The organism is Streptomyces sp. NPDC059371 (genome assembly GCF_042751995.1).
Taxonomy (GTDB): domain Bacteria; phylum Actinomycetota; class Actinomycetes; order Streptomycetales; family Streptomycetaceae; genus Streptomyces.
In genome coordinates this window covers 24,538-44,213 of the sequence record NZ_JBHYXD010000065.1, presented here as the reverse complement: position 1 = coordinate 44,213, position 19,676 = coordinate 24,538, and the positions used below count along the sequence as shown (strand labels likewise).

General features: G+C 71.3%; 18 protein-coding genes. 9 read left to right on the top strand and 9 right to left on the bottom strand.

The annotated features are described in order from the left end of the window. Positions 1–89: 89 nt before the first annotated feature. Complete coding sequence (locus tag ACFXGX_RS29270; RefSeq protein WP_384796650.1) at positions 90–1,262, bottom strand: amidase domain-containing protein; 1,173 nt, start codon at positions 1,260–1,262, stop codon at positions 90–92. 90 nt (positions 1,263–1,352) lie between these two features. Between ACFXGX_RS29270 and ACFXGX_RS29265 the strand changes: the two genes are divergently transcribed. The 3 genes from ACFXGX_RS29265 (at position 1,353) to ACFXGX_RS29255 (ending at position 3,829) form a co-directional block, all read left to right on the top strand. Next, complete coding sequence (locus tag ACFXGX_RS29265; RefSeq protein ID WP_384796647.1) at positions 1,353–2,309, top strand: GlxA family transcriptional regulator; 957 nt, start codon at positions 1,353–1,355, stop codon at positions 2,307–2,309. A gap of 117 nt (positions 2,310–2,426) precedes the next feature. Continuing rightward, positions 2,427–3,425, top strand: a complete 999-nt coding sequence (gene gap, locus ACFXGX_RS29260; protein WP_384796644.1) for a type I glyceraldehyde-3-phosphate dehydrogenase — start codon at positions 2,427–2,429, stop codon at positions 3,423–3,425. Between the two features lie 86 nt (positions 3,426–3,511). Continuing rightward, the gene (locus ACFXGX_RS29255; RefSeq protein WP_384796641.1) at positions 3,512–3,829 is read left to right on the top strand and encodes an antibiotic biosynthesis monooxygenase family protein; all 318 of its coding nucleotides are present in this window, start codon (positions 3,512–3,514) and stop codon (positions 3,827–3,829) included. Positions 3,830–3,888: 59 nt separating this feature from the next. Here the strand turns inward: ACFXGX_RS29255 and ACFXGX_RS29250 are convergent, their stop codons facing one another. The 5 genes from ACFXGX_RS29250 to ACFXGX_RS29230 all read right to left on the bottom strand — a co-directional run bounded on the left by ACFXGX_RS29250 (position 3,889) and on the right by ACFXGX_RS29230 (position 9,201). Then, the gene (locus ACFXGX_RS29250) at positions 3,889–5,070 is read right to left on the bottom strand and encodes a hypothetical protein (RefSeq protein ID WP_384796676.1); all 1,182 of its coding nucleotides are present in this window, start codon (positions 5,068–5,070) and stop codon (positions 3,889–3,891) included. Between the two features lie 191 nt (positions 5,071–5,261). Continuing rightward, a complete protein-coding gene (locus ACFXGX_RS29245; protein ID WP_384796638.1) occupies positions 5,262–6,557 on the bottom strand; it encodes a glycosyltransferase in 1,296 nt (431 codons plus the stop codon). 125 nt (positions 6,558–6,682) lie between these two features. Then, a complete protein-coding gene (locus ACFXGX_RS29240) occupies positions 6,683–7,210 on the bottom strand; it encodes a hypothetical protein (RefSeq protein ID WP_384796635.1) in 528 nt (175 codons plus the stop codon). An 8-nt stretch (positions 7,211–7,218) separates the two neighbouring features. Continuing rightward, positions 7,219–7,734 (bottom strand): SigE family RNA polymerase sigma factor, encoded by a 516-nt coding sequence (locus ACFXGX_RS29235; protein ID WP_384796632.1) that lies wholly within the window; start codon positions 7,732–7,734, stop codon positions 7,219–7,221. A gap of 129 nt (positions 7,735–7,863) precedes the next feature. Further along, entirely contained in the window at positions 7,864–9,201 is a 1,338-nt protein-coding gene (locus ACFXGX_RS29230) for an NAD(P)-binding domain-containing protein (protein ID WP_384796629.1), read from the bottom strand. 257 nt (positions 9,202–9,458) lie between these two features. Here ACFXGX_RS29230 and ACFXGX_RS29225 point away from each other — a divergent pair, with 257 nt between their 5' ends. The 4 genes from ACFXGX_RS29225 to ACFXGX_RS29210 all read left to right on the top strand — a co-directional run bounded on the left by ACFXGX_RS29225 (position 9,459) and on the right by ACFXGX_RS29210 (position 13,670). Then, the gene (locus ACFXGX_RS29225; RefSeq protein WP_384796626.1) at positions 9,459–10,109 is read left to right on the top strand and encodes a TetR/AcrR family transcriptional regulator; all 651 of its coding nucleotides are present in this window, start codon (positions 9,459–9,461) and stop codon (positions 10,107–10,109) included. Continuing rightward, entirely contained in the window at positions 10,109–11,821 is a 1,713-nt protein-coding gene (locus ACFXGX_RS29220) for a GMC oxidoreductase (RefSeq protein WP_384796623.1), read from the top strand. Before ACFXGX_RS29225 ends, ACFXGX_RS29220 begins: the two co-directional genes overlap by 1 nt. Further along, positions 11,818–12,528, top strand: coding sequence for an acetoacetate decarboxylase family protein (locus tag ACFXGX_RS29215; RefSeq protein WP_384796620.1), 711 nt, complete (start codon positions 11,818–11,820; stop codon positions 12,526–12,528). The genes ACFXGX_RS29220 and ACFXGX_RS29215 overlap by 4 nt, the downstream gene beginning before the upstream one ends. Positions 12,529–12,743: 215 nt before the next feature. Beyond that, a complete protein-coding gene (locus ACFXGX_RS29210) occupies positions 12,744–13,670 on the top strand; it encodes an SGNH/GDSL hydrolase family protein (RefSeq protein ID WP_384796617.1) in 927 nt (308 codons plus the stop codon). Positions 13,671–13,772: 102 nt separating this feature from the next. Here the strand turns inward: ACFXGX_RS29210 and ACFXGX_RS29205 are convergent, their stop codons facing one another. Then, positions 13,773–15,209, bottom strand: coding sequence for a cellulose binding domain-containing protein (locus ACFXGX_RS29205; RefSeq protein WP_384796614.1), 1,437 nt, complete (start codon positions 15,207–15,209; stop codon positions 13,773–13,775). Between the two features lie 297 nt (positions 15,210–15,506). Here ACFXGX_RS29205 and ACFXGX_RS29200 point away from each other — a divergent pair, with 297 nt between their 5' ends. Continuing rightward, entirely contained in the window at positions 15,507–16,394 is an 888-nt protein-coding gene (locus tag ACFXGX_RS29200) for a GntR family transcriptional regulator (protein WP_384796611.1), read from the top strand. Between the two features lie 21 nt (positions 16,395–16,415). Here ACFXGX_RS29200 and ACFXGX_RS29195 read toward each other — a convergent pair whose 3' ends face one another. Further along, positions 16,416–17,189, bottom strand: coding sequence for a crotonase/enoyl-CoA hydratase family protein (locus ACFXGX_RS29195; RefSeq protein ID WP_384796608.1), 774 nt, complete (start codon positions 17,187–17,189; stop codon positions 16,416–16,418). Between the two features lie 72 nt (positions 17,190–17,261). Then, positions 17,262–18,419: a cytochrome P450 gene (locus ACFXGX_RS29190; protein WP_384796605.1), complete on the bottom strand. Its 1,158-nt coding sequence runs from the start codon at positions 18,417–18,419 to the stop codon at positions 17,262–17,264. A 419-nt stretch (positions 18,420–18,838) separates the two neighbouring features. Between ACFXGX_RS29190 and ACFXGX_RS29185 the strand changes: the two genes are divergently transcribed. After that, entirely contained in the window at positions 18,839–19,666 is an 828-nt protein-coding gene (locus tag ACFXGX_RS29185; protein ID WP_384796602.1) for an alpha/beta fold hydrolase, read from the top strand. Positions 19,667–19,676: the final 10 nt, after the last annotated feature.

Here is a 19,676-nt window from a genome sequence, read left to right as displayed (position 1 = left end):
GGCGCTCCCCGCGTGTGCCTCCCCCCCTCCGGGGGGGGGGGGGCCCCCCCCCGTTTGGGCGCCCCCCCCCGCCCCTGGGACGCGACCGCTCAGGTGCGGTAGGCGTAGTACGCGGCGTTCGGGTACGACGCGATGACGCTCGCCAACGACCGGTTGTAGGTGTTGGTCGAGTGGTACGACACGTACGGCACACCCTGCGGGCTGCGGTACGTGACGATCATCGTGTGGTCCTTGGACCCGTCCTTGTTGAAGTCCATCTGGACGACGTCACCGACGTCGGCCTGATAGACGTTCGCGAGGTTGGTGGTCCGCTTCGAGGACAGGGCGAACCACGAGAACTCGTTGACGCCGACGAACGAGTCCGACTGGATGTCGGCGTTGCCGAACCACTTGTGGAAGTCGTTCACGTAACCGGGAGCGTGCTTCCAGCCGCCCGCCTTCAGGGACTGGCTGACGAAGTTCGTGCAGTCTCCGCCGGCGCCCTCCCCGTTGAAGTTCGGGTAGGCGGGGTTGTAGTTCTTCCAGTACTTCGCGGCGTACGCGGCCATCGCCTTGTAGTCGTAGCCGGAAGCCGTGAAGTTCTTCGGCTTGGCCGGCGCCGGCCTCGTGGTGGCGGCACGGGTCGCCGAGGGCGGCGTGCTGTCACCGGTCATCGGCGTGGCGACGAACGTCGTGGCCTCGACCTGGTTGACCGCGACCCCGTCGTCCGTGTCCTGGACGCCCGTGAGCTGCCAGTCGCCCTTGTGGTCGGCCTTGAACGTCAGCGTGTGGTGCGCCTCGAAGCCGGTGGTCTTCGGCTCGGTGCCCGTCGCCTTGTCGTAGGCCAGCGTCGTCGTCTCGGTGACGTCGACCGTGGCGTTACGACCCTTCACCCGCGTACGGTCCAGCGACACCGTGGTGTTGGCCGAACGGTACTTCTCGCCGAGCTCCGCCAGACGGGCCTTGCGGCTCTCCAGCTTCGTCAGCGCGGACTTCTCGGCACGCGACTGGGCCGAGGACAGGCGTACGTCGCCGGAGAACCGCGACGTCTTCCGCTTCGAACCGTCGTCGCCCACCAGGGCGTCGGTACGGTCGGTGAAGACCGCGTCCGCCAGCCGCTGGAAGGTCGCCTTCGTTGCCGTGTCCACCTTGGGATCGGCGTTGACACTCGCCGCGCCCGCGGACCAGTTGGGCAGCAGGGCTGCGCCCGCGACGACCGAGGCGGCCGCCGCGGTGACTATGGTTGCGCGTTGCCGCTTACGGCTCAGTTTCCTTGATTTCAATGGGGATCCCCTCTACACCGGTATTCGATACCGGAGCCGCATCCTCGCACGGCGTGTGTGTCTCCTGTGAAGGGGGTTACGCTCTTCACCGTGTCGGCATCTCCCTTGCACCGCGTCGCCGTTCTCGTGCTCGAGGGGGCCAAGCCGCTCGATGTCGGCATCGCCGCACAGGTGTTCACGACCCGGGCGAGCATGCCGTACGAGGTGAGGGTGTGCGGCGCGGAGCCCGGCCTCGTGACCGGCGGCGACGGCCTCTCGTACCACGTCGCCCACGGCCTCGAACAACTCTCCTGGGCCGAACTCGTCTTCGTCCCCGGCTACCGGTCACCGGACCGCGAGGAGCCGCCGCCCGCCGTCGTCGCCGCGCTGATCGAGGCCCATGAGCGGGGCGCGCGCCTCGCGGCCATCTCGACGGGCGCGTTCGCGCTCGCCGCCACGGGGCTGCTCGACGGCAGGCGGGCCACGACGCACTGGCACTACACACGGGCGCTCGCGGCGAAACACCCGCTCGTCAACGTCGACGAGAACGTCCTGTTCGTCGACGAGGGGAGTGTGCTCACGTCGGCGGGCGCCGCCTCCGGAATCGACCTGTGCCTCCACATCCTGCGCGGCGACCTCGGGGTGGCCGCCTCCAACCACGCGGCCCGCCGCCTGGTCGCGGCCCCCTACCGCAGCGGCGGCCAGGCACAGTACGTCCCGCGAAGCGTCCCCGAACCGCTGGGCGAACGGTTCGCCGCCACCCGCGAATGGGCACTGCACCGGCTGGACGAGCCACTCTCGCTGGAGGCACTCGCCGGGCACGCGGCCGTCTCGCCGCGCACCTTCTCGCGGCGCTTCGCGGAGGACACGGGATACACGCCGATGCAATGGGTCATGCGCGCCCGCATCGACATGGCCCGCGAACTCCTGGAGCGTTCGCAGTGGAGCGTCGAGCAGATCGCCGCGGGCGTGGGCCTCGGCACCGGGGCCAACCTGCGGCTGCACTTCCACCGGATCCTCGGCACCTCCCCGAGCGAGTACCGGCGCACCTTCACCAAGGGCGAATAGCCCGCCGCGGACCGCCCCCGGCCGGCTGGCGCGATCCTTGCGGACCATGGCGATCTCGCCGCTGTCGCCGCCCGGCACCGCGCGCGAGTCTTGGAGGGAGCCGAAGGGACACCCATCATGACTCGCATCGCCATCAATGGATTTGGCCGCATCGGACGCAACGTGCTGCGCGCCCTGCTCGAACGCGACACGGACCTCGAAGTCGTCGCGGTGAACGATCTGACCGAGCCCGCCACCCTCGCGCGGCTCCTCGCCTACGACTCGACCTCCGGCCGGCTCGGCCGCCCGGTGACCGTCGACGGGGACACCCTCGTCGTGGACGGCCGGCGCATCAAGGTGCTCGCCGAGCGTGAACCGGGGCAACTGCCCTGGGCAGAGCTCGCCGTGGACGTCGTACTGGAGGCCACCGGCCGCTTCACCTCGGCGAAGGCGGCCGGAGCGCACCTCGACGCCGGTGCGCGGAAGGTGCTCGTCAGCGCACCGGCGGAGGGCGCCGACGTGACGCTGGCGTTCGGTGTCAACAACGACGCCTACGACCCGGCCGCGCACACGATCGTCTCGAACGCGTCGTGCACGACCAACGCGCTCGCCCCGCTGGCCGCGGTGCTCGACGACCTCGCCGGCATCGAGCACGGCTTCATGACGACGGTGCACGCGTACACCCAGGAGCAGAACCTCCAGGACGGCCCGCACCGCGACGCCCGGCGGGCCCGTGCGGCCGCCGTCAACATCGTGCCGACCACGACCGGTGCCGCCAAGGCGATCGGCCTGGTCCTGCCGAACCTCGAGGGCAAGCTGTCGGGCGACTCGATCCGGGTGCCGGTGCCGGTGGGCTCGATCGTCGAGCTCAACACCACCGTGGCCCGTGACGTGACCCGCGACGAGGTCCTCGCGGCCTACCGCGCCGCGGCGGAGGGCCCGCTCGCCGGCGTCCTCGAATACTCGGAGGACGCGCTCGTCTCGTCCGACATCACGGGCAACCCGGCCTCGTCGATCTTCGACTCGGCCCTCACCCGCGTCGACGGCCGCCACATCAAGGTGGTCGCCTGGTACGACAACGAGTGGGGCTTCTCCAACCGCGTCATCGACACGCTCCAGCTCCTCACCGCCGGCTGAGCCGGAACCGGGCGCGGGGGCCGTCCGGGCCGGGCATCGGACGGCCCCTGAGCCGTGCGCCGTCCGAGGTGCGGCAGGATGGAGGCATGAGCGTAGTCAAGATCAACGTCCTGACCGTCCCCGCCGAGCAGCGGGAAACCCTCGAGAAGCGCTTCGCCTCGCGCGCCGGTGCCGTGGAGAGCTCCGACGGCTTCGAGTGGTTCGAGCTTCTCCGTCCCGTCGAGGGCACCGACGACTATCTGGTGTACACGCGCTGGCGTGACGAGGCGTCGTTCCAGGCGTGGATGGAGGGCCCGATGAAGTCGGCCCACCAGGGCGGCGGCGACCGCCCGAAGCCCGCCGCCAGCGGGTCCTCGGTCTGGTCGTTCGAGGTCGTGCAGCAGGCGGCGCCCAAGAACGCCTGACACCCGCCGCGCCAGGAACGTGTGCCCCGCACCGAGGACCAGGTGCGGGGCGCTTCCCGTCATGGAATGCCGACCTCGAACAGGACGTAACCGGCGTAGGAGCCCGAGGCGAGCGCCGCGACGGTGAGGACCGTGCACAGGACCGGTGTGCTGAGCCGGCGCATGGCGGTGGCGCAGGGGATCAGGAGCGGGAACGCCGGGAGCAGGTAGCGGGACACGTTGCCGAAGATCTGCTGGCTGCCCAGGACGAGCGCCATGGTCAGCAGGGTGCTGACGGTCAGGACGAGCGGCGGGCGCAGCCGGACCAGCAGGGGGAGGGCGATCAGGGCCAGCAGGAGGGTGCCGGCGGCGATGACGTCTTCGTGGGGGTAGGCGAAGAGGTAGTCGTAGTGGCCGACCATGAGGGCCGAGAGCACCTTGACGGTGTGCCGTCCGTAGTCGAACGAGTGGGCCCAGGCCTTGTCCTGGAGCGTGAAGTATCCGCCGTAGTCGCCCATGCGGTGCCCCACCCAGCCGAGGTAGCCGGCCAGGCCGACGGGGGCGATCAGCACAGCCGCTACCGGGCGCAGGACCGCGTCCCGGCGCCGTGCTCCTTCCGGGGCGAGGCGGTCCCCCCAGCGGCGCACCGCGCGCCGGTGCCGGACCACCTCCACGAGCGCGGCGAGGGCGAGTGCCGCGATCAGCGCGGTGGCCGTCGGCCGGGTGAGGCCCGCGAAGCAGATCAGGAGGCCCGCGGTGAGCCAGTTCCGGCGCATCACGGCGTAGCAGGCCCAGGCGGCGAGGGCGACGTAGAGGGATTCCGAGTAGCCCGACCACTCCACGCCGGAGCCGGGCCACACGGCCCACAGCCCGGCGGCCGCCAGCCCGGCGCGCCGGCCGCTGACACGGGCGGTCACGGCGTGAATGCCCAGCGCGGCCACGAACGAGGCGGCGACGGAGACCACCAGGCCCGCGCCGAGCAGCCCGAGCCCGGTGCAGGAGGACACCAGGCGCATCAGCGCGGGATACAGCGGGAAGAACGCGGCGGAGTTGCCCTCCAGGGTGATCAGGCCGGTGGCACCGGGCACCGGCACGAGCGCGGGATGGTAGCCGTGCGCGGCGATCTGCTGGTACCACCAGCCGTCCCAGGTGGCCAGGACGTCCCAGACGTGGGCGCCGCCCCCGAAGCGGGGGTTCTTCCGGCGGAAGTCCCCGGAGGAGTCCAGCAGGTACATGAAGACGCAGAAGCCGACGAGTTTCATCGTGCCGTACAGGGCGAGGACCGGCCCGTGCCGCCTCGCCGCCCGGCCCAGTCGCTCCCGCCAGGCGGGGCCGCCGTCCGGGCGTGTGCCGTCCGGGTGTGTGCCGTCGGGGCGCGGCGCTGGGCGCCAACGGGTGGCGTTCCGGGGACCGTCGGCCTGGCGGGCCCACGTGGTCGTGAGACCGGGCTCGTTCATCGGTGCCCGCCTTCCGCGCCGTCGCCCCGGGCGGCGGTCGTGAACACCCAGGTGCGCATGAGGAGGAACCGCAGCAGCGTCGCCGCCAGGTTCGCGGTGACGAGGACCAGGATCTCGATGGAGCGTCCCGGTGTGCGCGTCCAGTGGTGCAGCGCGGCCAGTGAGCCGCTGGTGAGCGCGAGTCCGAGGCCGAGGACGGCCAGCCCCTTGGCCTGGTGGCGCAGGACGCCGCCCCGGCCGCGCAGCCCGAAGGTGAGCCGTCGGTTGGCGGCCGTGTTGGCCACGGCGCAGACCAGCAACGCCCAGGCGTTGGCCGCCTGAGGCCCCGTCACCGGGCGCAGAGTCGTGTACAGCAGGACGTACCCGATCGTGCTGAGCGCGCCCACGGCGCAGAACCGCAGCAGTTGGGCCGCCAGGGAGGCCGGTGGCGCGCTCTCGGAGACGCGCCCGAGGCGCGCGGTGGGCAGCGTGCCACGGGCCAGCGCGCGGCCGATCCTCGCGATGCCGCGCAGGTCGGCCACGGCGGTGGAGACCAGGTCGACCCGGCTGTCGGGGTCGTCGACCCAGTCGACCGGTACTTCGTGGATGCGCAGCCCGGCGCGTTCGGCGATCACCAGCAGCTCGGTGTCGAAGAACCAGCCCGAGTCCTCCACCAGCGGCAGCAGACGCTCGGCGACATCCCGGCGGACGGCCTTGAAGCCGCACTGCGCGTCCGAGAAGCCGACGGCGAGCGTGGAGCGCAACAGGGCGTTGTAGCAACGGGAGATGATCTCGCGCCGGGGGCCGCGGGTCACCCGGGAACCGCGGGCCAGCCGGGTGCCGATGGCGATGTCGGAATGCCCGGATATCAGCGGGGCGACGAGCGGCAGGAGTGCGTTCAGCTCGGTCGACAGGTCGACGTCCAGGTACGCGAGCACCGGCGCCTTCGAGCCGGACCACGCGGTGCGCAGAGCCCGTCCGCGTCCCTTCTCGTCGAGTCGTATCCACGTGGCCTCCGGCAGCTCGGCGGCCAGCCGGGCGGCGATCCGCGGGGTGGCGTCGGTGCTCGCGTTGTCGGCGACGGTGATGCGGAAGGGGTACGGGAACGTCTCGCGCAGATGGGCGTGCAGGCGGCGCACGCTCGGTTCCAGGTCGGTCTCCTCGTTGAACACGGGGACGACCACGTCCAGAACGGGTTCCGTGTGGTCCGCCGGCAACGGAAGCCGGACCGGGCCTCGGACGGGGAGCCGGTCCGAGGGCACACGGTCGGATTCCTCGAGGTCCGTCGGGGCGCACCGCAATGCCTTCGTCATGGTGTGTCCTGTTCTGTGCGCTGTCGCGAGGCAGGCCGAAGACGCTCACGGCCGGACCTCGTTGTGGAGTGCGGATGGGGATGCCGGGTGCGGACGGCGGCGCCGCCCGCGGACGTCGTGCCGGGCTACCCGGTGCTGCTGACCTCGACCGAGGACGGCTCGGGGCCCGACGCGGGTGGCGAGGACGTCGGGGTGTCCCTCGGCGTCGCCGTCTCGGTGGCGGGCGCGCTGGTCGTCGCCGTTCCCCCGTCCCCGGGGTCGGAGGTCACCGACGTCGAACTCTCCGTCGGCGTGGGCGAGTCCGGGGGGCCTGAGGTTCCGGTGGTGCTCTCGGCCGTGCCGGTGGCCGACTCGGTGGGTGTCCCGCTCGACGACGGGGTCGGTGACGGGGTGACGTACGGGGTGGCAGGGGTGTCGGTGGGCCGCGGCACGGGGCCGAGGGGACGGTCGCGGTCCGGGGCGTGCGGCAGCAGGAACAGGCCGAGGCTGATCCCGGCGGCGGCCAGGACGCAGCTCGCGGCCCGCTGTGCCGCGCGGATCCGGCGGCGGACGCGGACGCCGTTCCGGAGGCCGTTCTGCTGTGCGGGCTCGAAGGGGGTGTGTTCCTGGGCGTCGCGCATCATCCGCGCCAACTCCCGCTCGAAGTGGTCCATTCTTTCCTTCACCCCACCGGCTCGATGACATCCGCCAGGATCTGGCGCAGCCGCGCCACACCGCGTGACGCGTGGGAACGGGCGGTGCCGAGCGGACAGCCCAAGACCTCCGCGACCTGTTTCTCGGGCAGGTCCTGGTAGTAGCGCAGTACTACGGCCGCCCTCTGCCGGGGCGGCAGTTGGGCGAGCGCCGCTTCGAGACGCGACCGTTCCACCACGGCCGCGGACTCGTCGCCGGTGTGCGCGAGGTCCGGCAGTACCTCCACGGGGCGCTCGCCCCACCACCGCCGCCGTGCGGAGCGGGCGGCGGCGCGGGCCATGACCTTCCGTACGTATGCCTCGGGCGCCTCGTCGGCCACCTTCGGCCAGGCGAACCAGAGTTTGACCAGGGCCTCCTGGAGCAGATCCTCGGCGCGGTGCCGGTCACCCGCGCAGAGCAGGCGGGCGAGGTGGAACAACGCCGACCAACGGGCCGCGACGAACCCGTCGAACCCGCCGGTCCCCTCGGCTCTTGCCTGTCCCATCCGCACCCGTCCCCGTACTTGCCGGCTCGTACACCTGGGGAAAGACGCCAGAGGGCGCCTCACTATGCACCTGGGGCACGTGATCTGGGTCACGCGTGATGAGAGCGAGGGCCGTCCGGGGCGGAACCGTCAGCGGCCGGCGGCGCCCCGCCGGACCCGGGCCGCGCCCCTGCGGCGTTCCGTCCGCAGTTCGCGGAGATAGGACTGTGCGTCCACCTGGATGGTGTGCCGGGTCGAGGCGACATAGCGGCGCGCCAGCCTCTCGCGGTAATCGTCGGACTCCTGGCGCATCCGCTCGGGCCCGGGCAGCGCGCACCGACCCTCCAGCAGGTCCGCCACCCAGTGCGACTGCGCCTCCGCGAGGGGCATGATCGCGCCGAGGGGCTGGACCAGTCCGATGAAGTAGAGGCCGGGTCGGTCCGGCGCGACCACGCGGTGGTAGAGCGTGATGTCGTTGCCGGACGGATCGATCACCTCGTCCTTGAGGAACGGGAACGCGATGTCGTAGCCGGTGCAGTAGACGATCGCGTCGATCACCTGCGTGCTCCCGTCCTCGAACGTCACCCGGTCGCTCTCCAGCCGTACGGGAGCCGGCTTCACGGTGAGGTCGCCGTGGCCGAGGCGCGAGAGCAGGTCGTCGGAGATGGTGGGGTGCGCGGCCAGCACCCCGTGCCGGGGCGTCGGCAGCCCGTAGTCCCTCAGGCGGCCCCGGCTGAGCCGCAGCAGGAGCCGCAGGCCCTGTGCCTGCACGGACAGCGGGGCCCTCGCCAGCCAGGAGCCGGTGAGATGGTCGGTGGGCACACCGAAGAGGTACTTGGGCAGGATGTGCGCGCCGCGGCGCATGGCGAGGACCGTGCGCCGGGACACCCGCGAGGTCTCCACCGCGATGTCGCAGGCCGAGTTGCCGATGCCGAGGACGAGGACACGTCTGCCGGCGAAGGGCTCCGGTGTCCTGTAGTCGTGCGAATGCGTCTGCGTGCCGGTGAAATCCTCGGCTCCCGGAAGCGACGGCCGGGGCCAACGGGCCTTCCAGTGATGGCCGTTGGCGACCAGGACGGCACCGTAGACCCGTTCGGCGGTCTCGCCGGAGTCCAAGTGGCGTGTCGCGACACTCCACTTGCCGTCGGGCAGGGGTTCCACGCGCACCACCTCGGTGCGGAAGGCGATCGACGGCCGCAGCCCGAAGTGGTCGACGAAGCTGTCGAAGTACCGGGCGATGTGGAAGTGGCCGGGGTAGACGGGAGCGTCCTCCGGCATGGGGAAGCTCGCGTACTCCATGATCTGGCGCGAGGTGTTGATGTGCAGCGAACGGTACGCGGACGACATCCCGTTGTCGTTCAGGTAGCGCCAGTTGCCGCCGACCTCCGACCCGGTCTCGTAGCAGTCGTACGGGATCCCGCGCGCCGCCAGTACCTGGCAGGCCGCGATCCCGGACGAGCCCGCCCCGATCACGCACACCCTCTCCATGCCCGCTCCCTCTTGTGACCGCCCTGGTGACCACCCGGTCACATGACCGGGTGGTCACAGGCTGCTGTCCACCGGCACGCCGTGTCAATGACCATGCCATGAGCAGGAGTTCGGATCGACGTCAGCCCAACGATCCTGCCCCCAGAGCCTGTTCGGATCATGGCACCTTTCCTGTCGGCGTCGTTGACAGGGTGTCCGCGCCGCACCGACCATGACCGGGCGGTCACATGACCGCCCGGTCATCGGCAGGAGCACACATGCCCACTTCCACCTGGACCCGCCTTTCACCGGTGCGGCGCGAACGGGTCCTGGTCGCCGCGATGGACGAGTTCGGCACCCACGGCTACTCCACCGGAAGTCTGAACGTCATCGCCCGCGAGGCCGGCGTGGCCAAGGGCTCGCTGTTCCAGTACTTCGAGGGCAAACTCGACCTGTTCGCCTACGTGGCCGAACAGACCTCCCTGCGCGTCTACACCGCCATGCAGCCCTGGCTGGACGGATACGACGGCTCCACGGAGTTCTCCCGGTACCTCACCGACGCGCTGGAGGCGTGGTTCGACTACTTCGCCGGCCATCCACTGGAACGCGGGGTCACCGCGGCCACCAACATGGAGCTCGACCCCGCCGTCCGCAACGCCGTACGCGCCCCGGTGCAGGACCTCTACCTCGCCGGTCTGCGCCCCCTCGTCGAACGGGCGGTCGCGGCCGGCGACCTGCGCAAGGGCGCCGACGTCGACGCGCTGCTCTCCCTGCTGCTGGTCCTGCTGCCGCACCTCGCGCTCGCGGCCCACACGCCCGGCTTCGAAGGACCGGTACGCCTCGCGGGCGAACACCCTGAGGTCCGCCGCGCGAACATCGCCCGCCTGATCGGCCCGGTCCTCGCCGACTTCGTACCGAAGGGGCCCTGATGGACGCACCCGACTACGACGTACTCGTCATCGGCTCCGGATTCGGCGGCAGCGTCAGCGCGCTGCGCCTCACCGAGAAGGGGTACCGGGTCGGGATCCTGGAGGCGGGCCGCCGCTTCACCGACGCCGACTTCCCCCGAACCTCCTGGCATGTGCGCGATTACCTCTTCGCTCCCCGCCTCGGCTGCACGGGCATCCTGCGCATGACGCTGCTCGGCGACGTCCTCGTCCTGACCGGCGCGGGCGTCGGCGGCGGCTCCCTCGGGTACGCCAACACGCTCTACGAGCCGCCCGAAGCCTTCTTCCAGGGCTCGCCGTGGGCCGGCATCACCGACTGGCGCGGCGAACTCGCGCCGTACTACGCCCAGGCCCGCCGCATGCTGGGCGTCACCCCCAATCCCCTGCTCACGGACGCCGACCGGCTCCTCAGGGACGCCGCGGACGATCTCGGCTGCGCCGGCACCTTCAGGGCCGTGCCGGTCGGCGTCCACTTCGGACCGCCCGGCACGGCACCCGGCGCCCGCGTCGCGGACCCCTACTTCGGCGGGGCGGGGCCGGACCGCAACGCCTGTCTGCACTGCGGCGCGTGCATGACGGGCTGCCGGCACAACGCGAAGAACACCCTGCCCAAGAACTACCTGGGCCTGGCCGAACGCGCCGGTGCCGAGGTGCTCGCCCTGCGGACGGTCACGGACGTCACCCGGGACGGCGAGGTGTGGGCCGTCACCTCGGTACGCACGGGCGGGGGACCGCCGCGCCGCAGACGGACCCTGACCGCACGGCACGTCGTCTTCGCGGCGGGCGCCCTGGGGACGCAGCGGCTGCTGCACCGGCTGCGGGCGAGCGGCTCCCTGCCCGACGTGTCGCCCCGCCTCGGGCTGCTGACCCGCACCAACTCCGAGGCGATCCTCGGCGTCAGGGCCAGGGACAGGGCCACCGACTTCAGCCGTGGCGTCGCCATCACCTCCTCCGTGCACCTCGACGAGAACACGCACGTCGAAGCCGTCCGGTACGGCCGGGGAAGCAATCTGCTCGGGCTGCTCGGCGCCCTGCTCGTCGACCCCGTCCGCGGCCGGTCCCGGCTCCTCACCGGTCTGGCCGCGATGGCACGCAACCTGCGGGACCTGCCGAGCCTGCACAATCCGCGCCGCTGGTCCCAGCAGACCGTCGTCCTTCTGGTCATGCAGTCCCTCGACAACTCCGTGACGACGTACCTCCGTCGCGGCATCACCGGGCGCGGGCGGCTGACCAGCCGACCCGGCGAGGGCACCCCCAACCCGGCCTGGATACCCGCCGGGCACCGGGCGGCCCGCCGGGCCGCCGAGCGCATCGGCGGCCAGGCCTGCGGCACCTGGGCCGATCTGTTCGACATCCCCACCACCGGACATCTCATCGGCGGATGCGCCGTCGGCGAGAACCCGGAGACCGGCGTGGTGGACCCGTACCACCGGCTGCACGGACATCCGGGCCTGCACGTCATCGACGGCTCCACGATCTCGGCGAACCTCGGCGTGAACCCCTCCCTGACCATCACCGCCCTCGCCGAGCGGGCCGTCGCCCTGTGGCCCAACCAGGGGGAGGAAGACCCCCGGCCCGGACCCGGCCTGTCCTACCGCCGTGTGCGCCCGGTACCGCCGAGGCACCCCGCCGTGCCCGCCGGCGCACCGGCCGCGCTGCTGCCGGAACCCCCCACCGGAAAGGACACCCCGTGACGCGCTATCCCGAGGAACCCTGGCATCTGGCCGGCCGGATGTATCTGTCGCTGTGGCTGGTGCCGGCCCGCGAACTGCCCCCGGTGGCGGACGGCACCCGGCCGGTCACCATCGCCGGGCGCGGTGCGGTCGGCGCCGCCTGGGTCGTCTACGAGAACGACAGCGTCCTGCACTACAACGAACTGCTCCGGGCCGTGCTCGTACGGGACGGCCGCCGTCCGCGGGTCTGCATCACCGACATCTGGGTCGACAGCGCCGCCTCGATGGCGGGCGGGCGCGAACTGTGGGGAATCCCGAAGGAGTTGGCGGACTTCGACATCGACAGCACCGCCGGTGTCCGGACCGGTGCGGCGACGGTCGGGGGAGTCCGCGCCACGGCGGCGACGGCCGAGGGAGTTCGCGCCACGGCAGCGACGGAAGAGGGCGCCCTTGCCGGTGCCGTCTTCGAACCCGGCCGTCGGTTGCCGGGCCGCTGGCCCCTCACCTATCGCGTCACGCAGACCCTCGACGGCGCGCTGAAGACCAGCTCCGTCCGCTCACGCTCGGCCGTACGGACGGCCCGGGCCCGCTGGACCGCGCAAGAGGACGGCCCGCTGGGGGAGTTGGGCCGACGCCCGCCCCTGTTCAGCGTGACCCTCGACGACTTCACCATCCGCTTCGGGGACGCCGCACTCACCTCGTCCACGCGGCCGACGACGGCGCCGTAGACCGCATGCGACCGACTGAACCCGCCGGCCGGTGGACGAGAAATGGACAAGTGGAGGGCGATCAAACCCTGTTCCGGCGGCCTACCGGCCGGTATACAGACCAGGTTGGGTCTGCCGGGCAGGAGCCGTCCGGCCTGTCGCGGCGCCGCGATCCCGTGCGCCGCGGGACGCCGGTACCCGTTCCGCAGGCTGTCACGGTTTCAGGGGAGGGCACGATGAACGATCACACGCGTCCGGAAAACGCCGTTCCAGGGCGGCGGGGCGCCCTGGCGCTGGGGGCCGCGCTGAGCAGTTGCGCGCTCGTCGCGGGCGTCGCGGCGGCGGCCCCCGCCCAGGCGGGCCAAGGGCACACGGGGCATGGCGTGAACTACGTCGCGCTCGGCGACTCGTACACGTCGGGGCCGCTGATACCTCAGCAGATCGACGCGAACTGCGCGCGCTCCGACCACAATTACCCCTCGATCACCGCGGCCGCCCGCAAGGTCGCCAAGTTCACGGACGTGAGCTGTTCGGGCGCGAAGACCGACGAGATGTGGAAGGCGCAGGGCACCAACGGACCCCAGCTCGACGCGGTGAAACGCGACACCGACCTGGTGACCGTGCAGATCGGCGGCAACGACATGGGCTTCGGCTCGATCATCGCCACCTGTGCCGGGCTCAGTTCGAAGGACCTCGCGGGCAACCCCTGTCAGCAGTACTACGGTGCCGCGGGCTACGACCAGCTCACCCTGAACATCCTCCAGACGGCGCCCAAGGTCGCCCGGGTGCTGCGGGAGGTGCACGCCAGGGCGCCGCACGCCCGCGTGGTCGTCGTGGGCTACCCCGACCTGCTGCCCGACGACGGCAGCGGCTGCTACCCGACGGTGCCGTTCGCCGCGAAGGACTTCCCCTATCTGCGCGACACCGGCAAGCGGCTCAACCTGATGCTGCGCGCGGTGGCGGCCCTGAACCGGGCCGAGTTCGTGGACACGTACGCGCCGACGGTGGGCCACGACATGTGCAAGGCGCCCGCCGACCGCTGGATCGAGCCCCTGCGCCCGACCGCGCCCGCCGCTCCGGCCCACCCCAACGCCACGGGCCAGGAGGCCATGGCCCGCGCGGTACTGGCCGGGCTGAGGCATGGAGCCGGTCACCACCACTGACCGCTTCCGTCCGACGCCCCGGCCGTCCTCGCGCCGGTCCCCGCCGGGGGGCGCCCCCCCGGCCGCCGGCCGGGCGCGGGGGTGGGACTCGGACCGGCCGTGTCAGGGAGCCGGCACCTCGTCCACGAACGTGGTGCCGGCGCTGCGGTAGGCCGTCACCTTGGAGGCGACCTGGGCCGGGGTGAGCACCTGGTCCTTGACGTGCAGGACGTAGTCGACCTGTTCGTCGTACGCGCGCGCCCCGGTCGAGGTCTGCCCGGCGAGGTCGATCAGCCACTGGTTGAAGTTGATCGACATGGGCCGCTCGGGCAGGTACTGGGCGTCGTGCGTGCCGAAGAGCTGTCCGTCGATGTAGTACTTGATGCTGTTGCTGTCGATCGTGAGGACCAGGTCGTGCCAGCCGGCGTAGCTCTGGCGGGCCTCGGTGTGCTGGTTGACGGCCTGCCAGGGGTCGGGGTTGTACGTCTCCCAGGAGGTCGTGTAGAGGATGTTGCCCGTCTCGCCCCAGCCGCCGTTGGGCAGGTACTCGAAGTCGTACTCGGCGTAGTCGTCGGCCATCGGTGCCGTGAGGTCGTTGATGGTGAAGAACGTCTGCACCAGGTGGTCGCCGTCGGGGCCGGACTGCGGCGCGTCGGCGAACTTCACCCGCGCCGCGTAGGTGCCGTTCTTGAACTTCATGCTCTTGAAGACGACTTCGGTCTGCCGGGTGGACTCGGCGGTGCCCGAGGTCGACGTCCGGAGGTTCATCACCGAATTGCCCGACACCACGGGGAACGTCACCTTCGACGGGTCCCAGGTCGCGCCGGGGACGCCAGGGCCACCGGAGTTGGAGCGGACGTTCCAGCCGTGCGCGGAGATCGCCGGGTCTGTGGACGACGAGTAGCCGAAGTCGTCGAACAGCGCCTTGCCGCTTCCGGGCGGGTCGGTGGGCGGGTCGGTGGGGTCGGTCGGATCCGTGGGGCCGTTGCCCTCGGGCGCCGTGCCCCACACGGTGGTTCCGTCGAGCTGGGCGGTGACCTTGTTCCAGTCCGCGTACGAGGTCTGCGCGCCGTTGAAGGAGTAGTCGTCCGCCTGGTTCACGGACTGCCAGCTCGACTGGTAGAAGCGAAGCTGCATGTCACCGGTGTCGGCGCCCGGTGCCAGTGCGCCGGCCGTGGAGGTGAAGCCGACCTCCAGGTAGCGGTCCGCCGTTCCGGTGGGGTGGGCCAGGGTGCCGAACGTGCCGGTGACGTTCGCGCATCCCTTGACGGCCCAGGAACAGGCGAAGCGATAACCGGCGCTCGCCGAGTCCGCCTTGAAGTAGTAGCGGATCCTCACCTGGCTCAACTGCACTGTCGTGGAGCCGGTGTTGCGCACCTTGAACCAGGGCTCGCTCTGGTCGGCGGTGGCGCCGCTCGCGCTGGTGCGGTACTGGACGGTGAGGCCCCCGGCCGCGGCGGCGGGGGCGGACATCGGAACGGCCACCAGGGCGGTGCCGCCCAGCAGGGCCGACAGGGCGAGGGCCACGCGACGGCGGCCTGTGAGGGGGCGGTTTCTCATGGGGTTCCTTTCGATGGGCTCCCGCCGGCCGCGGGAGGTGGGGGTGCTCAGGAACGCGTGGAGACATGCCGTGCTTGACCAGTTGGCCGATGGGTCTTACCAGTTGACGTCGCCTGAAAAGTGGCATAGACCAATGAGCCCGTCAACCCCCTTGTATTCAAAGGAAGTTGGCCAGAGCGGGCGGCATACGTCACCGTGGAGCCGAGCACGCCGGAAGCGAACCCCCGGGACCAGCAGACCAGTTAGGGTCAGGGGCCATACCAGTTGGCCGGCACCGACGACGAGCGAGGGTCCAGCATGGAGATCGATTCCGCCGCCTCCCGCGCGGTACTCAAGCGGGAAAGGGTCCGGGACACGATCCTCGAACTCATCGAGGAACGCCGTCCCGGCGACGCCATCCCCTCCGAGCGGACGCTCTGCGCACAACTCGCGGTGTCCCGGCCCACCTTGCGCGCGGCCGTGGACCAACTCGTGGTCGCCGGACTCCTGGTGCGTGAGCACGGACGGGGCATGTTCGTGGCCGCCGAGAAGATCACCCAGGAACTCGTCCCCGACCGGCGGAACTTCAGCCTGCCCCGGGCCGCGGGCACCTGGACCAGCAGACTCCTGGAGTTCAGCACGATGTCCGCCGGCGCCCGGGTGGGCCGCAGGCTGCGCATCTCCCCGGCCGCGGACATCCGGTACGTGGTCCGGCTCCGCCTCGTCGACGGCTCACCCATGGCCATCGAGTACCTGCACGTCCCCGCCGGCCTGGTGCCCGACCTGACCAGTGACGAACTGGAGAACGGCGACCTGTACGAGCACCTCGGTGAACGGCACGGGATCCAGGTGAGCGAGGCGGTCCAGTCGATCGAGCCGACGGTCCTGACCCGTGACGAGGCGGGACTGCTCGATGTGCCGGAGCTGTCCCCGGCGCTGCTGTTCGAGCGCCTCACCTCGGACGCCTCGGGCCGACCGGTGGAGTACGTCCACTCGATCTACCGCGGGGACCGCTACCGCATCGTCTCCCGCCTGGCTCTCGGGCCCCGCTCGGAGCATCCGTCGCCCCGCGAAGGCCACCATCCCGGGATCCCGCCCGGAGACTTCCTGCCGGGCGAACCCGTCACGTTCTCCACCCGGGGCGTGGTGGCCGGCGGCCTGTTCGGGCAGGGCGGCGGGCCGGGAGAGGGCCGGCCCGCGACATGACGGCGGCGGACGTCACGCAGCTCACCGGCTCCAGGCCGGGGGTCGCTTCTCGGTGAACGCCCGTGCTCCCTCGGTGGCGGCGCGGGTGGTGAAGACCGGCGCGCTCAGCGGATCCTGGACGGTGTAAGCGGTGTGGTCGTCGAGTCCGCGGGTGTCCTGGACGATGCGCTTGGTGATGTGGACGGCGTCGCGGGAATGGGCCTGGACACGTTCGGCCAGGTCGATCGCCGCGTCGAGGGCTCCCCCCTCGGGGGTGAGCCGGTTGACGAGCCCGTACCGTGCCGCGTCGGCGGCCGGCAGGGGAGTCGTGGTCAGCAACAGCTCCATGGCCACGTGGTAAGGGAGCCGGCCGGGGAGGCGGACGGCGCCGCCCTCGGCGGCGATCAGTCCACGGGCGACCTCGGGCAGGGCGAAGAACGCGGTGTCGGAGGCGGTGATGAGGTCGCAGGCGAGGGCGAGTTCGAAGCCGCCCGCGACGGCCGCGCCCTCCACGGCGGCGATGAGCGGCTTGCGGATCCGGGCGCGGGTCAGTCCGCCGAGCCCGCGGTCGGCGATCAGCGGAACGCCTTGGTCCGGGAAGGCCTTGAGGTCCATCCCTGAACAGAAGTGGCCGCCCGCCCCGGAAAGGACGCCGACACCCAGAGACGGCTCGGCCTCCAGCCGGGCGAGGGCCGAGTCCAGGGCGGCGGCCAGCACCCGGTCGACGGCGTTGCGGACGTGGGGCCTGTTCAACGTGATGAGCAGGACGCCGGGGCGTGGTTCGGCCGTCATCACCACGGGTTCACTTGTGTCCATGAGATGTGCTCCTGGTCGGGGGTCGTTCGGCGCGCGGGCCCGCGGCCACGCGCGCCTTCGGGCAGGGTCGGGTCAGATCCGCACGACAGGCAGTCCGGCCAGCCCGCGCATGACCCGGGCCGGACGCCAGGGGAGTTCGTCGTAGGGCTTGGCGAGCCGCACCGGGCCCAGCCGTTCGAGCAACCGGGGGAAGGCGACCGTGCCTTCGAGACGGGCGAGAGCGGCACCGATGCAGAAATGCGGGCCGTGGCCGAAGGCGAGATGGTCATGGGGAGTCCGGCCCAGAACGAGCCGGTCCGCGTCGGGGAAACGGGACTCGTCCCGGTTGGCGGAACCGATCACGAGGCTGACGATGTCTCCCCTGCCGATCAACTGACCGTGCAGGCGGATCGGTTCGGCGGCGCACCGGAAGGTCGCGTCCCGCACGGGGGAGTCGTACCGGAGCAGTTCCTCGACCGCTGTGCCGACGAGCTCCGGGCCGGTTTCCGGTCCGGTGAGGAGGGCCGCCTGGTCCGGGTTCCGGAGCAGCGCGAGCGTGCCGTTGCCGATGAGGTTCATGGTGGTGTCGTGGCCGACCAGCAGCAGGAGGTAGGCGGTCGAGCGCAACTCCTCCTCGCTCATCGCCCCGCTGTGGTCGCCGGCCCGCACGAGAGCGCCCAGCAGGTCGACACCACTGCTTTCGCCGCTCGTTCGCTTTCCGGCGATCAGGCGGTCGAGGAGGGCGTGCAGATCTCGTGCCACCCGGGCCGGATCCCGGCCAGGATCGGGTGCGATCGTGGCCATGAGCGTGTCCCGGGTGGCCGCGTTGTCGAGTTCCCCGGGGACACCGAGGATCGCGCAGATCATCCGGAAGGTGAGAGGAGCCGCGAAGGCCGCGATCACGTCGACGTGGGTGTCCTGCTCGATCCGGTCCAGCAGACGGTCGGCGGTGTCCGCGATGAACGGTTCGAGACAGGCGATGCGGCGGGGTACGAACGCGGCGTTCACCAGCGTCCGCAGACGCGTGTGGTCCGGAGGATCGGCGTGGACCAGATGCCGGTTCAGCCCGGGCGGCCCCGGAACGTAACCCGGTACCCGGTCCGGGTCCTTGCTCAGCCGCCCGTCGGTCAACAGGGCTCGGACGTCCGCGTAGCGGGAGATCTGCCACACGGTGGGCCGACCGGGCCTGCGGTCCGCGTGAGCGGGCGCGTTCCGGCGCAGCCAGGCGAAGTACGGATACGGGTCCCTCACCCGTTCGGCCAGGAGGCGAGGAGGCGGGGACGGTACGGGAGGAGCGGGCACTCTGGCTCCGGATACGGTGATCGACACGGACACCGCGCCAACGCCGGGACGCGACCGAAAGATACGGAAACCGTCGCGATCGCACGCGACAGGAGAAGCAAGATCGCCCTGACGGCTCAGTCCGGCCCACGGGTGCGGTGTGCGCCCGCCGCGACGCCGCGTGGCGCCTGGGCTAGTGTGAGGTGGACAACGTACTCATTCCGGTCGATTCGTGCTGCCGATCTCCCTGTCGCACGGGCGGACGGCGTACGAGGCCGTCGGTGTACGTGCCCGACGGCGTACGGCCGACGGCATCGTCGGCAGGACCCGAGAGGTCGCCGACGGCGCGCGAAGCGCCGGGATCCGGACCGATTCGAGAGGACCCGTTCATGCCCTTCGCCACCGCCAAGGACGGCACGCAGATCTTCTACAAGGACTGGGGGTCCGGTCAGCCGGTCGTCTTCTCGCACGGCTGGCCGCTCACCGCGGACGCCTGGGACGCCCAGATGAAGGTGATGGTGGACAACGGCTTCCGGGCCGTCGCCCACGACCGCCGCGGTGGCGGACGCTCCGGCCAGCCCTGGGACGGCAACGACCTCGACACCTACGCCGACGACCTGGCGGCGGTCATCGAAGCCCTCGACCTCCGGGACGTCATCCTGGTCGGCCACTCGACCGGCGGCGGCGAGGTCACCCGCTACATCGGCCGGCACGGCACCGGCAGGGTGGCCAAGGCGGTCCTCGTCGGCGCGATCCCGCCCCTCATGCTCAAGACGGCGGAGAACCCCGAGGGTCTGCCGGTCGACGTGTTCGACGAGATCCGCAAGGGTGTTGAGACCGACCGGTCGCAGTACTACCAGGACCTCAGCGCGCCGTTCTACGGCGCCAACCGGGACGGATCGACCGTCACCCAGGGAACGCGCGACCAGTTCTGGCTCTGGAGCATGACCGTCGGCATCAAGGGCGCCTACGACTGCGTCAAGGCGTTCTCCGAGACCGACCTCACCGAGGACCTCAAGAAGATCGACGTCCCCACCCTCATCGTGCACGGCGACGACGACCAGATCGTTCCCATCGTGGCCGCGGGCGACAAGTCCTCGAAGATCGTCAAGGACGCCGTCTACAAGGTGTACCCGGGTGCTCCCCACGGCCTCGCGATGGTGCCGAAGTTCGCCGAGGTGTTCAACGCCGACCTGCTGGAATTCGCGCGCAGCTGACGTCGGATCA